Source organism: Sphingomonas sp., from assembly GCF_050725575.1.
GTDB lineage: Bacteria > Pseudomonadota > Alphaproteobacteria > Sphingomonadales > Sphingomonadaceae > Sphingomonas.
In genome coordinates this window covers 46,275-60,039 of sequence record NZ_JBOHHW010000022.1, presented here as the reverse complement: position 1 = coordinate 60,039, position 13,765 = coordinate 46,275, and the positions used below count along the sequence as shown (strand labels likewise).

At 64.0% G+C, this 13,765-nt stretch carries 15 protein-coding genes; 3 read left to right on the top strand and 12 right to left on the bottom strand.

The window, feature by feature from the left end; translation table 11 throughout:
• Position 1: 1 nt before the first annotated feature.
• From ACRECS_RS15465 to ACRECS_RS15430, 8 genes are all read right to left on the bottom strand, one after another.
• Positions 2 to 880, bottom strand: coding sequence for a cell envelope biogenesis protein TolA (locus ACRECS_RS15465; RefSeq protein WP_431583845.1), 879 nt, complete (start codon positions 878 to 880; stop codon positions 2 to 4).
• Between the two features lie 16 nt (positions 881 to 896).
• Complete coding sequence (gene tolR, locus ACRECS_RS15460; RefSeq protein WP_431583844.1) at positions 897 to 1,364, bottom strand: protein TolR; 468 nt, start codon at positions 1,362 to 1,364, stop codon at positions 897 to 899.
• 3 nt (positions 1,365 to 1,367) lie between these two features.
• Entirely contained in the window at positions 1,368 to 2,066 is a 699-nt protein-coding gene (gene tolQ / locus ACRECS_RS15455) for a protein TolQ (RefSeq protein WP_431583843.1), read from the bottom strand.
• A complete protein-coding gene (ybgC, locus tag ACRECS_RS15450; RefSeq protein ID WP_431583842.1) occupies positions 2,066 to 2,566 on the bottom strand; it encodes a tol-pal system-associated acyl-CoA thioesterase in 501 nt (166 codons plus the stop codon). Before ybgC ends, tolQ begins: the two co-directional genes overlap by 1 nt.
• 50 nt (positions 2,567 to 2,616) lie before the next feature.
• Positions 2,617 to 3,420: a hypothetical protein gene (locus ACRECS_RS15445; RefSeq protein WP_431583841.1), complete on the bottom strand. Its 804-nt coding sequence runs from the start codon at positions 3,418 to 3,420 to the stop codon at positions 2,617 to 2,619.
• A 322-nt stretch (positions 3,421 to 3,742) separates the two neighbouring features.
• Positions 3,743 to 4,333 (bottom strand): YdeI/OmpD-associated family protein, encoded by a 591-nt coding sequence (locus ACRECS_RS15440; RefSeq protein WP_431583840.1) that lies wholly within the window; start codon positions 4,331 to 4,333, stop codon positions 3,743 to 3,745.
• A gap of 15 nt (positions 4,334 to 4,348) precedes the next feature.
• The gene (locus ACRECS_RS15435; protein WP_431583839.1) at positions 4,349 to 5,380 is read right to left on the bottom strand and encodes an NAD(P)H-dependent flavin oxidoreductase; all 1,032 of its coding nucleotides are present in this window, start codon (positions 5,378 to 5,380) and stop codon (positions 4,349 to 4,351) included.
• Between the two features lie 27 nt (positions 5,381 to 5,407).
• Positions 5,408 to 5,677, bottom strand: a complete 270-nt coding sequence (locus ACRECS_RS15430) for a hypothetical protein (RefSeq protein WP_431583838.1) — start codon at positions 5,675 to 5,677, stop codon at positions 5,408 to 5,410.
• 282 nt (positions 5,678 to 5,959) lie between these two features.
• Between ACRECS_RS15430 and ACRECS_RS15425 the strand changes: the two genes are divergently transcribed.
• Positions 5,960 to 6,484, top strand: a complete 525-nt coding sequence (locus ACRECS_RS15425; protein WP_431583837.1) for a hypothetical protein — start codon at positions 5,960 to 5,962, stop codon at positions 6,482 to 6,484.
• Between the two features lie 140 nt (positions 6,485 to 6,624).
• On the opposite strand, the gene ACRECS_RS15420 is transcribed toward ACRECS_RS15425, so the two are convergent.
• On the bottom strand, positions 6,625 to 7,230 hold the full coding sequence (locus ACRECS_RS15420) for an Lrp/AsnC family transcriptional regulator (RefSeq protein WP_431583836.1): 606 nt from the start codon (positions 7,228 to 7,230) through the stop codon (positions 6,625 to 6,627).
• Between ACRECS_RS15420 and ACRECS_RS15415 the strand changes: the two genes are divergently transcribed.
• Positions 7,229 to 8,635, top strand: a complete 1,407-nt coding sequence (locus ACRECS_RS15415; RefSeq protein WP_431583835.1) for a flavin monoamine oxidase family protein — start codon at positions 7,229 to 7,231, stop codon at positions 8,633 to 8,635. The two genes, ACRECS_RS15420 and ACRECS_RS15415, sit on opposite strands and share 2 nt — an antisense overlap.
• A 2-nt stretch (positions 8,636 to 8,637) precedes the next feature.
• Here the strand turns inward: ACRECS_RS15415 and ACRECS_RS15410 are convergent, their stop codons facing one another.
• Positions 8,638 to 9,909, bottom strand: a complete 1,272-nt coding sequence (locus tag ACRECS_RS15410) for an aspartate kinase (RefSeq protein WP_431583834.1) — start codon at positions 9,907 to 9,909, stop codon at positions 8,638 to 8,640.
• Positions 9,910 to 9,961: 52 nt separating this feature from the next.
• Here ACRECS_RS15410 and ubiG point away from each other — a divergent pair, with 52 nt between their 5' ends.
• Positions 9,962 to 10,723 (top strand): bifunctional 2-polyprenyl-6-hydroxyphenol methylase/3-demethylubiquinol 3-O-methyltransferase UbiG, encoded by a 762-nt coding sequence (ubiG, locus tag ACRECS_RS15405; RefSeq protein WP_431583833.1) that lies wholly within the window; start codon positions 9,962 to 9,964, stop codon positions 10,721 to 10,723.
• A gap of 226 nt (positions 10,724 to 10,949) precedes the next feature.
• Here the strand turns inward: ubiG and ACRECS_RS15400 are convergent, their stop codons facing one another.
• Entirely contained in the window at positions 10,950 to 11,924 is a 975-nt protein-coding gene (locus ACRECS_RS15400; RefSeq protein ID WP_431583832.1) for a DUF3829 domain-containing protein, read from the bottom strand.
• Positions 11,925 to 12,058: 134 nt separating this feature from the next.
• Entirely contained in the window at positions 12,059 to 13,684 is a 1,626-nt protein-coding gene (locus ACRECS_RS15395) for an alkaline phosphatase D family protein (RefSeq protein ID WP_431583831.1), read from the bottom strand.
• Positions 13,685 to 13,765: the final 81 nt, after the last annotated feature.

Sequence of the window (13,765 nt, the reverse complement as noted above, 5' to 3'; positions counted from 1 at the left end):
CTCACCCGGGTAGATTGTAACGTAAGCTGAACACTTTCCAGCCGCGCGGCACGTCGTACAGCTCAAGCGGCAGGCCGCGCAGCGGCGAGCAGCCCATGAAGGTGGCGATCGCATTGCGATCGACCGCATCGACATAACGGCTATTTTCGTCATCCACGCCAGTATGCGCGACAATCGTCGGCCGCGCAGCCAGCGAACCATCCTTGTTGAGTTGCAGCCGGATCTGCACCCGGATGCGCGACGCGCCCGGCCCCGGATTGACCTGACGATTGGCGCAGGGCTGCACCTGGCGAACGATCACCGATGTGATGTCCGCGGCGGCCTGCGCGTTCATCGTCGCACCGGGTGGCGTTGTTGCCTTGGAGGTGGACGGAGATGCGGAGAGACCCTTGAGAGTTTCCGCGGACAGAGCGAAACCGCCCGGGTTGCGCCGGGTGGCGTTCGGCCTGGTGCCGGTTGCCTTGACGGTACTGGGCGGTTTGACCGCCGCTGTGCTGGTCTTGGCCGGCGGGGTCTTGGCCTTGTCGGGCTTGGCCACCGGCTCCTTCTTGGGCGGCGGCGGTGCCTTGGGCGCGGGCTTGGGGGCCGGCGCGGGCTCAGGCTGCTTGGCCGGCGGTGTCGGCGCCGGTTCAGCCTCTGCCGCTTCGGGCGGCGCCGCTTCCTCGGGCGGGCCTTCTTCCGGCGCCTGCGACTGAGCGGGCGGCTCGACCGCCGGCGGTGCCTGGGACTGCAGCGCGACATCGTCGACCAGCGAAATATCGATCGACTTCACCTTGGGCGGCGAGTCCGCGGACCATAGCCAACTGAGTGACAGCGCGCCGAACAGCACGACATGCCCGAGGGCGGCGACGCCCAGGCCGATCTTTTCGGTCCGTTCCATCAGATCGTCCGTCCGGTCACTTCGACCCGTTTCCCTGGGCCCCGTTCCCCTGGGCATCATCGCCGACCGTCACCAGCGCGACGCGATTGAGCCCCGCGCGGTTGAGTTCGCCCATGATGCGCATGATCCGGCCATAGTTCAGCGTCTTGTCGGCGCGCAGGAAGACCTGTGGCGGCTGACCGGCTTCGGCCTTTTTGGCGAGTTGCTGCAGCACGTCAGGGAGGATCGCGTCGCTGATCTCGTCATCGTCGACGAACAGCTTGCCCTTGCCGTCGAGCGAGATCTGGATCGGCTTCTGATCCTGCTCGAGCGGCTTGGCGCGGCTGTCGGGCAGATTGACCGGCACACCGGCCGTCAGCAACGGCGCGGTGACCATGAAGATGATCAGCAGCACGAGCATGACGTCGACCAGTGGCGTGACGTTGATGTCCGCCATCGGCGCACGCCGGCCGCGGCCGCGTTGCGAGGGGAGGTTGATCGACATCGCCTAGCGCCGCGCCTCGGTCTCGAGCTGGCGGCTCAGGGTGGCGTGGAAACCGTCGGCGAAGCGGTTGAGGCGGGCCTCGATGCGGTTGATGCCGTGGCTGAAGCGGTTGTACGCGATCACCGCCGGAATTGCCGCGAACAGGCCGATCGCCGTGGCGAACAGCGCCTCGGCAATGCCCGGCGCGACCACCGCGAGCGACGTGCTCTGCTGCTGCGCGATGCCGGTGAAGCTGCGCATGATGCCCCATACGGTGCCGAACAGGCCGACGAACGGCGCGACCGCGCCGACTGTGGCGAGGATGTTGAGCCGGTCGGACAATTTGTCGATCTCATGCGCCACCGACGCGCCCATTGCCGTCGCCAGCCGCTCACGCGTGCCGCCGCGATCGACCGCGCCATTGGCAGTGGACCGGCGCCATTCCGCCACGCCGCTGGAGAAGACCTTGGCGATCGGCAGGTCGCTATCGCCTTCGATACGGTGAAAGGCATCGATATCCTCGGCCTTCCAGAAATCGCGCTCGAAGCGATCGATCTTGGTCCGCGTCCGGCCGAGCTTCAGCGCGAAGCTGACAATGATGGTCCAGGTCCAGATGCTCGCGGCGAGCAGGCCAAGCATGACGAATTTCACCACGATATCGGCCTGCAGGAACAGGGCGACGGGCGACATGGTCGCGGCGTCGGTATTTAAGAGTACGCTCATTATTTTCCTTCGTCCCCCGATTGAACCCAGACGAGGCGCTCGAACGCCTCGACCCATTGTTTCGGTTGCCGGCGCGGCCGCCCCGATGCCCCCACCAGTGCCGCCGTCACCTCCGCTGCGGTCAGTATCTCGGCACCGCGCATGACTCGTTGCTGAATATCCACCGATGCCGCGCGCACTTTTATCACGCGCGATACAACCACCAGCGCATCGTCGAGTTTCGCCGGCGCCTTGTAGCGGATGGCGAGTTCGGTGATCGCATAAGCGCCCTCACCGGCGTCATGCGTACCGCGCTGGTCGACCCCGACGAGCCGCAGCATGTCCGACCGGGCGCGTTCCATGAAGCGCAGATAATTGGCGTGATAGACGACGCCCGACAGATCGGTGTCCTCGAAATAGACACGGATCGGGAAGCGGTGATCGATACCGTCAAAGCGTCCGCTCACGGGCTGGTCGGCAGCAGGCCGATCGGGCGGCTGGTCGGGATCATGCTCGGCCATCGAGCCGGTCGTAGCGAAGGGGAGCCGGGGAAGGAACCCCGTTTGCCCCGTCAAACGTTCCTTTGGCCCCTGCCCGTGCCCTGCCCCATGCCGTGATCCATAGAGTTACGACCTTGATTGCCGGGAGAGTGGATGGCAGGCGCTAGGGCAGCTGGAAGACTGCGGGATCGATCTCGATCCGGGGCGGCAGGCGCTGCGCGGTGTTCGATGCGACGGCGATGATCGGGCCAAAAACTCCGGCGCTGGTTCCTCCAGGCATCATAGGCGCGGTAGAAATCGGTGAAGCTGGCATCGAGTTCGGGTAGGCGCGCCGCGGCAAAAATGGTGAAGTCCGCGGACGGCACCACCGCCGCCTCGGCCAGCAGCCGCTCTGCCGTCGCGCACAAAGCGGGCTTGGCCGGCGCCTGGGCATAGTAATTGTAGAGCCGGGTCATCGCATTGTCATAGGAATCGCGCCATGCTGCGCCGCCTGCGGCGCGATATTCCGCCGCCAGCGATCGCTCCGCCTGAGCCAGGATCGCCTTCTGGCTGTTCAGCATCGCGTTATAGCCGGCGATGATGACGCCTTCCTCCGGGCCGCGACAAGCGAGCGCGGCGAAGTTCAACCCGGCGCGCAGATGCCAGATGCTGGCGGCGGGCGAGAGGTCCTGATTGGGCGTCGGATAGCTGCCGTCGCTGCGGGCGGCCGGGATTATCATGCCTGGATGCGCACCGGCCGGCATCGCAACGCTGGGTGGTGGCGGCGCCCACGCCACGGGCGGAGGCGGCGGGGCAACCGCGACCTGCCGGCTCGCGCAGCCCGACATCGCGGCGAGCGCGAGCGGCAGCAACAGGACGCGGCACAGGCGTGTCATACAGGCTCTCCGTTGCCCCTCGGCCGGACAGTCATCGCCTGAAGATGGTTAAGATTGAGTTAGGGAAGCAAGCGCGCGATCAGGCGCCCGGGTCACGGCTCAGCCCATGCGCGAGTATTTTGTGCCCGTGAGTGATATTGGGGCAAACCTGTTTTTTCCTGACACTGAGAAAGAGCGCGCCAGCATCCGTCCGGCACGGGATGGCATAGCGGGTCCCGTGATATGGTTGAATCGCCGGCGGCCTTGCGCCGCGCTCAGCAGCAGAAGAAGCGGGATCCCCGCGTTCGCGGGGATGACGATCGCAACACTCGCTCCTCCAATGTCACCGATTGCCATGGAGTGTTTCACCGCGCGCGCACATGCTGACAAACTTCGCGATTCGCGCGGCGCGGGTTTCGGGCTTCTTCGCGTCATGGATGCGGTACAATATGGCGTAGCGGTTCGCACCGGTCAGGGTGTCGAAAAAAGCCCGTGCTGCCGGTTCCGCATCGAACGCTGCAATGAGGTCATCCGGCACTTCGATCGTACTTTGCGACGCATAGGCTGCGTCCCAGCGGCCATCCGCCTTGGCCGCATCGATCTCCGCTTGCCCCGCCGGCGCGATGCGGCCTGCCGCGATCAGTTCGGTCGCGCGGAGACGGTTATTTTCCGACCATTTGCTGCGCGCTTTGCGCGGTGTGAAGCGGACCAGCCACCAGTGATGGTCGAACGGGTTGAGCTGGCCGTCGATCCAGCCATGGATCAGCGCGCCGTCGATCGCCTGCGCCTTGCTGACCGAGGGCACGCCGGTACCGGCCTTGGCGAATTTGAGCCACACGCCTTTGCAGTCACGCGGCTGCGCGCCGAGCCATGCTTCCCAGGCCGCCGCATCGGCAAAGGGCAGGATTGGCAGGCCGGCGCGCCCAGTTTCCATTCAGGCGGTCTCCATTCAGGCCGCCCGCTTCTCCAGCGCGTGCGCCGCCTCGGCCATCAAGGTCGCGATGATCTCGGCAAGTGGTTCTTCCTTCGTCACCATGCCGACCGACTGGCCGGCCATCATCGAGCCATGCTCGACATCGCCGTCGATCACTGCGCGGCGCAGCGCGCCGGCCCAGTAATGCTCGATCTGCAGCTGCGCCTCGCCCATCGCGACTGCGCCGTCATCGAGCAATTGCGCGACTTCGCGCTGCTTGGCGGTGAACAGCTCGCTCGACGCATTCTTCAGCGCGCGCACCGGGATAACCGGCAGGCGCGGATCGATCTGCACGCTGGCGATCGCGTCGCGCGCCGAGGCGCGGATGAATGCCTTTTTGAAATTGGCGTGCGCAATGCTCTCGGTCGCGCAGACGAAACGCGTGCCGAGCTGCACCCCCGCCGCCCCCATGTCGAGATAGGCGGCGATCGCCTCGCCCCGGCCGATCCCGCCGGCGACGAACACGGGGACCTGCTGGGCCACCTCGGGCAGGATTTCCTGCGCCAGCACGCTGGTCGAGACCGGGCCGATATGCCCGCCCGCTTCCATGCCCTCGACCACCAGCGCATCGACGCCGGAGCGGATCAGCTTCTTGGCCAGGCTGAGCGCCGGGGCGAAACAGATCAGCTTCGCGCCATTCTGCTTGATCGCATCGATGCTGCCGGTCGGCGGCAAGCCCCCGGCGAGCACGACATGGCTGACGCCGTGCCTGTTGCAGACTTCGATCAGGTCGAACAGGCCGGGATGCATGGTGATCAGGTTCACGCCGAACGGCTTGTCGGTCAGCTTTTTGGTGCCGGCGATCTCGGCATCGAGCAGTTCGGGGGTCATCGCGCCGCACGCGATCAGCCCGAAGCCGCCGGCATTGGACATGGCCGAGACAAGATTGCGCTCGCTGACCCAGGACATCGCGCCGCACAGGATGGCGACCTCCGCACCCAGGAATTCGGCGCCCCGCGCCATGCGCCGCTGCAGGCGCTCGGCGCCGATCGATGAGTTCTGATTCATGGCGGGGGGCTTAGGGTTCGTTGTCCATTATCGCAACTCGCACTGACGATCGCGGCGGGATCGGCGGAATTGAATCGGCGGCTTCACCACCAAGCTCTGGCGCAGCACCATCGCGGTTATTTTCCCATAGCTACGGGAATTTCTGCGGGAATATGCATTTTTGCGCGTGTTACGGGAATTTACGGGAAATCCTGCGGGAATTTTGTTGGAGCGAAACGGGAATTTCTCGGGGTGCTGCGGGGCTATCGGGAAATGCCCGGGCGGCACTGACTGGGGAGCGGTGATCGTCTGCTTCATTGCGGTCTGCTCGATTCAAACTTCCGGCCGAATGGGCTTTCATCCGTGACGCGCACCATGCGCGACGGAAGCAGAGATGACGACATCAGGCGAGCATTGTGAATCGGGCCGGCCTGCAGCGGGATGTGGTTATGTTGCCAGTGACCGAATATCCGCTTGTGGTGGATTTGCGACATGCCGCTTTTGGCGCCAAAGTCGAGAGAGCGGACGATCCGCCGGGCAGGGGAATAACCCAGCAGCAAAGCCAGAGGTGCAAACGCTCACAAAGCGGAGAACGAAGCGATGGTCGGTATTTTCAAAAGGCTGTTTGGCGCTCGGAATGATCAGGCTGAGCAAGTTTCGACCATGCCCCCCGCCAATGGGCGGGTCGATATACCGGATGGCTTGCCGGCCAGCCTTGAAGAGGGAATGGAATGGCAGGCGGCGGACTTCGTAACAGCATTTTCGCCTGCAGGGTCACCGATTGACGGAAGCAAACTCGATTACAGCGAAGCATCGCTCGAACTGGTCGATCGGGTGCTGGACGACTTTTACCGCCAGGGGGCGCCTCTTCCGGAGGATCTTCACTTTTTGACATCGGCTTACGTCTTCGAGGTCGCCCGCCGCGCGTTCGGCGGGCGATATCTGCGCGGCGATCAGCAGAACCCTTTTGTGCTTGTTATTGGCGAAGGGCCCACCGAGGTCGGAGTGTGCATCATGTCCAAAGTGCAGGGCCGCGCGGTGAACGGGCCGGAGGACAGCATTCCTTTCTTCTACGCCGGGATCGCGCCACTCGTATCTGCCGGAACGCGAGCGACGTTGATTTAACCATCTCGCAGCGGATCGCTTCGGGAATTTCGGCGGCATTTTGGAAATCACGGTGCGCGCGAGCGCGCCATGGCCAATCGTACCACCACATTGCGGGGATCAAACACCCGGTAAACTGTTATCATATTAGGGTGTGCGCATCAGGTGCGGCGAACGGGCAAGGGGCCGGCGGCGAGATGGCTTCGCATCGCGAAGCTGGAGCGGATATCGCGGACCGACGGAAGCGACAGCAAGCGACGAAGGACGGTTTCCTCATAGGTCGCCATGTCCGGCGCCACCACCTCGATCAGGAAGTCGACCTCACCCGACACCAGATGGCAGGCAACGACTTCGGGCATTTTCAGAACGGCGGATACGAACAGATCGGCATTCTCATGGGAATGCCGTTCGACCCGCACGCCGGCAAATACGGTGAGATCGAGGCCGATGGCCGTGCGATTGAGGACCGCGCGGTAGCCGGTCACGACGCCGGCCTCCTCAAGGATCTTCACGCGCCGCGAACAGGGTGAGGGTGAAAGGCCGACTTTGTCGGCAAGCACGATATTGGGCAGGCGCGCGTCCGCCTGGAGCTCGATGAGAATTTTCTCGTCTATGGCATCAAGTGCATGTTTGGCAGGACTGCTCATCATATCCCGGTTTATTGGATATAAATGCCGATTAACAGTGGTATTTGTAGAGAGTTTGGCACCATCGCTCGCACATTTTTGGCTATTCTGGCCGCGGATAATGTTTGAAAGGTGACGCATGACCTCAGCACCCGCACCAGACCCCGCGATACCCGAGCGGCTGGACCGCAAAGGCGATAGCCAGCGCATCATCGTCATTGGCGCCGGAATAAGCGGCCTGGTTGCCGCACTGGAGCTGGAGCGTGCCGGCCACCGCGTCACCATCGTGGAAGCCCGGGAACGAATCGGTGGCAGGATCTTCACGCAAAGAGACGCTACCGGCACAGCCTTTGCGGAGGCAGGTGCGGGTCGCATTCCGTCGTCGCATGCCTGGGCCAACCATTATATTCGGCACAGCGGCGTCGCGCTAGAGCCGCTGCATCCGCAAGGCTTGCTGCCGGTCATATTCGTTCGCGGGCAGCGCATCGTGCTGCACCCGGGTACCAATCCTGGTCATGAGATCGGCCTTCCCGCAGAGGAGCAGGCAATCAATGGCGATCTGGCTGGGCACTATCTGGCGCCGCTGGTTGCCCGCGCTATCGACTCCAGCGCGCTTGGCACGGCCGACTGGCCACCCGCCAGCCTCGCGCCGCTGGATGCGCTGTCGATCGCCGACTATCTTCGACAACAGGGGCTATCCGAACGCGCCGTGTCGCTCCTGACGCTCGGTGCCTTTCCCGCCACCATTTCGCCATTGGTCCTGGCGCATGTGCTGGCCCATTATAACCGCGACAATCTCCAGCGCGTCGTCGGCGGGAACGACCGGTTTCCGCAGGCCATTGCGGCTCTTCTGAAGGGCGAGATCCTGCTGGGCTCACCGATCCACGCGATCCGACAGACGCCCGCGGAGATTGCGGTAACGATGACCCGGCACGGGACACAGCATATACTGCACGGCGATGCCGTGATCTGCACCGTCCCCTATTCGGTTCTGCCCTCAATCGAGATCGAGCCGGGCCTGAGCGAAGCGAAACGCGCCATCTTGCGGCGCATCCGTTATGTGGCCGCCACCAAGATTGCGGTCAGGACCCGGAAGCGACCCTGGCTGAACGAAGGGCTGAGCGGCTTCGCCCAGCTCGACAGCGCGGCGGAGATCTGGAGCTCGCGGTGGGAGGGGGAGAGCGAAGGCGGCGTCCTCCAATTCTACCAGCAGGGCGATCGCGCGCTGATGCTCGACGACATGGACGATGAGGATCGCACGCGCTTTGCGCTCAGCATGATCGAAAGAGTTTTCCCGGGCGCCGGAGCCCGCGACATCTTCGCCGGCAGTGTGAGCCATTCGTGGCAACAGGATCCCTGGGCGCGCGGCGCCTATGGGATTCCGCTGCCCGGCGACGCCCTGCTCTGGAAGGACCGGATTGCCGAACCGGAAGGCCGGCTGTTCTTTGCGGGTGAGCACACATCGAACCACGCCGCCTGGATCGAGGGCGCCGTCCGTTCAGGCTATCGCGCGGCGAGCGAGGTAAACGCGATCGCCGTGCAATAAAGTCAGGCCGCATCCTCGGCGTCGAGCCCGTACGCCGTGTGCAGCACACGCACCGCGAGTTCGGTATAGTCCTCCTCGATCAGCACGCTGACCTTGATCTCCGAGGTGGTGATGGCGAGGATATTGATGCCGCGCTCGCCCAGCGTCTTGAACATGGTCGAGGCCACGCCGGCATGGCTGCGCATGCCCACACCAACGACCGAGATTTTCGCGACGCGCGTATCATGGACCAGTTCGGTATAGCCGATATCGCCCTGCGCCTTGCCCAGCACGTCGAGCGACTTGGCGAGATCGGCCGAGGGCACGGTGAAGGTCACGTCGGTCGAGCCGGTCGAATGCGCGACGTTCTGCACGATCATATCGACATTGATATTGGCATCGGCCAGCGGCGAGAAGATCGACGCGACCGAGCCGGGCCGGTCGGGCACCGCGGTCAGCGTGATCTTCGCCTCATTCTTGTCATGTGCGATACCGGTGATGAGCTGCCGTTCCATGGTTCCCAATTCCTCTTCGCTGACGATCAGCGTGCCAGGCTCCGCGCTGCCGAGCGGCGCGTCGTCGTCAACGAACGACGACAGCACCTGAACGCGGACATTTTCCTTCATCGCCAGACCGACCGAGCGCGTCTGGAGCACTTTCGCGCCCACGCTCGCCAGCTCCAGCATTTCCTCATAAGTCACGCGCTTCAGTTTGCGCGCGCGCGGCACGATCCGCGGATCAGTCGTGTAGACTCCGTCGACGTCAGTATAGATGTCGCAGCGATCGGCGTTCATTGCCGCCGCCATCGCCACCGCAGACGTGTCCGATCCGCCGCGCCCGAGCGTGGTCACCCGCTCCCCCGCCGCGACGCCCTGGAAACCGGGGATCACCGCGACTTCGCCGCGCGCGAGCGATTCGTTGAGGCGGCTCGTCTCGATCTCGCCGATGCGCGCCGAGGCATGGCCGTCCGAGGTGCGGATCGGCAATTGCCAGCCGAGCCAGCTGCGCGCCGGTACGCCGATCGCCTGCAGCGCGATCGCCAGCAGCCCGCTGGTCACCTGCTCGCCCGACGAGACGACCACGTCATATTCGTGCGGATCGTAAAGCGACGACGCCTCACGGCAGAAATTGACCAGCCGGTCGGTCTCCCCCGCCATCGCCGAAACGACCACGGCAACCTGGTTGCCCGCCTCGACCTCGCGCTTGATGCGCGCCGCGACGGTACGGATCCTTTCGATGCCGGCCATCGATGTGCCGCCGAATTTCATCACGATACGAGGTGAGTTATCGGGCATGGCGGGTCGGGAAATCCTTGGGCTGCGGAGGGGGTGCTGATAGGAACCAGCCATGGCAAACGCAAGCGCACCCGTAACAACGCCCTCAAACACATATGCGGCAACGATCGACCCGGCCGAGGCCGCGCATTTCGGCGCGATGGCGGCGGAGTGGTGGGACCCCAAGGGCTCGTCGGCGATGTTGCACAAGCTCAACCCGGTGCGGCTCGGCTATCTGCGCGAACAGGTGAACCGCCATTGGCAGATCGACGAGGCCAGCTTCACCCCGCTTTCCGGCAAGCGCGCGCTTGATGTCGGGTGCGGCGCGGGATTGCTGTGCGAGCCGCTCGCCCGGCTCGGCGCAGCAGTCACCGGCATCGATGCCGCGCCCGAGAATATCGCCGCTGCCGCGACCCATGCGGCGCTGTCGGGGCTGACGATCGATTATCGCGCCGGCAGCATCGAATCGCTCGGGGCCGAGCGGTTCGATCTCGTCACCTCGCTTGAGGTGATCGAGCATGTCAGCGACCCGGCGGGCTTCGTCGCCGGCCTGGCGCGCGCGCTGACGCCGGACGGGCTGCTGATCCTGTCGACCCCCAACCGCACCGCGCTGTCGCATCTTGCCATGATCACCGTGGCGGAGGGTCTGGGTCAGATCCCGCGCGGCACGCATGACTGGAACAAGTTCCTAACCCCCGACGAGCTCACCGCGCTGATCGAGGCGGCCGGGCTGAGGCTGGTCGATACGCGCGGCCTCGGCTTCTCGGTCGCCAAGGGCTTCGTGCTCAGCGACGATCGCAAGCTGGATTATTTCGTGACCGCGGTGCGAGGCTGATCGCTCCCGTTGCCACGAAAGGAATCAGGTCGCCCTGATACCGGATCGCATTGATTCTGACCTATCCTTGCCGCTTCCTGCGGCTTCCCCGATGAAGGCCGGGGTCCAGTTGGTAGGCATTTGTGGCTCTGGCGTTGCGCTCATTTCATATTGACCTTCCCGACTGGGGCGCGGCCTTCGCCGGGGAAGCGGCAAGGAAAAGAGTCTGGATCAACGAGCCTTGATATTAGCTGCTCAAATTATCCTCGAGCGCGCAGTCCGACGCTTCGCCAACGCCGTCATTAAATGCTTCGGTAAAATCCTTCGCATCGTCGGCAACATCGGCCGGCTTGCTCTTGAGTGTCTCCGCAAAGGTCCGACCGGTGCCGATCATCGAGTTGATCTTGTCGACATAGCGCTGACATTCGGGCGTCAGCGACCCGGCGCCGGATTTCGGCGCCTTGCCCACAAAGCCCGCCAGCGTTGCATTGGCCTTGCCAAGCCTGGTCAGGCTTGCGGTGAAGGCGCTGCTGTCATCGCCCGGCGCTGTGATCCTGTCGAATTCGCGTGTCGCGGCGCGGGCGGCAAGGGTGACGGTCAGTCTGTGGAATTGCAGTGAATCCGGCCCGGCCTTGGCCAGCGCGGCCTGATCGCGCTGCTGTTCATAGGCCGCGGTCGCATCGGCGAATTGCTGCTGCGCTTCGCGTGCCGCGGCCAGCGCCGCCAGATAGCGGGGCGCTATTTCCCGCCCCTTTTTGCCGCCATCGACAGTGAATTCCTTGGCCGAGACATAGGCGTTCAGCTCAGTGTTGATCGCATCGAGCTGAGTCAGCACCGGGACCAGCGCCTTGGCCTTTTCATCCACGCCGGGAATGACGACGCTGATCTTCTGCGCCTCGTCGAGCTGGTTGATGATATGGTCGACGCCGATGTTCATCATGTACATTTCGGTGAGCGGGGCGTTTGTCTTCAGCTGCGGATTGAGGCGCTCGAAATAGTCGACGCGCTCCTCGAATTTGCCCGAATCGATCAGCATGTTCATCGCCTTCACATAGGCGTTGAATTTCTTCTGGGCCTCCTGATCGCCAACCTGTCCTCCACCGGCCTGCATCGTCTGATTGCCGCCGAGACCCAGTTCGTTGCAGCCGGCCGTTGCGAGCAGCGCCATGCCGGCGAGGCCGAAAAGGCCTTTATGGAACGCGCCCTGTTTCCGAATACCCACACGCAACTCCCGTCACCGTTGAACGCCAGCGGCACCCGCGACCCGAATCGTCGCGATCCGCGTCCGGTGATGCCGCTCTCTCAACGCATATTGCAATAAACTGGGTGCAAGAGATGGCGGGGTACAAAGGACGATTACGCCATCACGTTGCGGCCGCGCGCCACCGTTGTGCTGTGGCCGATCACCCCGCCGGCCGATTGGATCTTCACGCTGTCGACCATCACCCAGTCATTGCTCACCCGATCGGGCGTCAGCGTCATCGCCATATAGCCGCGCCGCGACGTATCGCACCATTTCAGCTCGCGATTGGCCCTGACCAGCCCCGCCGCAACGATTTTCGGATCAGTCGCCAGCGCGGATTCATAGCCGCCCGAGGTGACCGAATGCCCGGCGAACTCGACGCCCGCGGGCTTGCCGTCCTGACCCAGGTCGAACGCCCAGGCATTATGGCTGTCGCCGGAAATGACCACCAGATTCGCACCAGCACCTTGCGCGCTCTTCAGGAAGCGAGCACGCGCCGCCGGATAGCCGCCCCAATTGTCGAGATTGGACGGCAGCCCCGCCTTCGCCGCCGCCAGTCCTTCATTGATATAGCCGCGCACATAAGACGGCGCATCCGGCGCCAGCCAGTCGAGCGCATCGGGCGGTGTCATTGTCTCGCCCATGATCGTGCCGAAGCCGACCACCTGCCATTTCTGCCCCGCCTTGACCGACTGGCGCACACCGTGATCGAGCCAATATTCCTGCTGCGTGCCCATCATCGTCGCGCCCGGATCCATCCAGGCGCCGTTGCGGAAATCGACCAGCGCCTTGGCCGGATCGGCGCCCTTCAGCAGCGGCTCGATATCGGGCTGTTTGGTGCGCCCGAGCAACCGTGTCTCGGTGCGGAACAGAGTTGCCAGCGTGCCGATGTCATAGGCCTTCCACGGCTCGTCGGAGACCGGCATCCATTCGCGATAAGCCTGGATCGAGGCGGCACGACGATCGTTCCAGTCGCCCTCGCCCGGCTGATGATTCTGCGCCCCGCCTTCCCAGCTGTCATTGGCGGATTCATGGTCGTCCCATTGCACGATCATCGGATGCCGGGCGTGAAGCGCCTGCAGATCGGGATCGGCACGGTAGCTGCCATAGCGCAGCCGATAGTCGGCAAGATGGAGGATCTCGCTCGCGGGGAGGGGCAGGCGGTTGCCGACCGTATTCTTGAGCGAGGGGTAATCGCCCGGCTTATATTCGTAGAAATAGTCGCCGAGATGGATGGTGAGATCGAGATCGTCACGCGCCACCGCATGAGCATAAGCGTTGAAATAGCCGAATGCGAGGTTCGAGCAGGAGAAGATCGCGGCGCGGAAATGGCCCACCTGTCCCTCGGGCAGAGTTTTGGTGCGGCCGACCGGCGACAGGCTGCCATCGGGCGCGACGAAGCGATAATGATAGGCGGTGCCGGGCTTCAGCCCCGCAACGGTGATCTTGGCGGTATGATCGCGCCATGGGCCGGTGATCTGTACCCCGCCGCTGACGATCTTCGCGAAATCCGCCGTGGTCGATATCTCGGCCTTTAGTTCGACTGCGCCGCCATCGGCCGGGACATAGCGCGTCCAGAGCAGCATCGAATCGCTCGCCGGCTCACCGCTCGCGACCGAATGAGTGAAGCCGCGCGCGGTGGCGAGCGCCGCAGTCTGGGCAAAGCCGGGGATCGCATAAGCGCCCAGCCCCAAAGCGCCCGTCAGGACCAGTGAACGGCGATCGATCGTGAATTCCATGGCGGCCCTCTTCTGCTTTGCCGGCGTCTGATGCGCCGCGGATATGGCGGGTTCGTGACAATGGTCGTCGTGACATGCCCG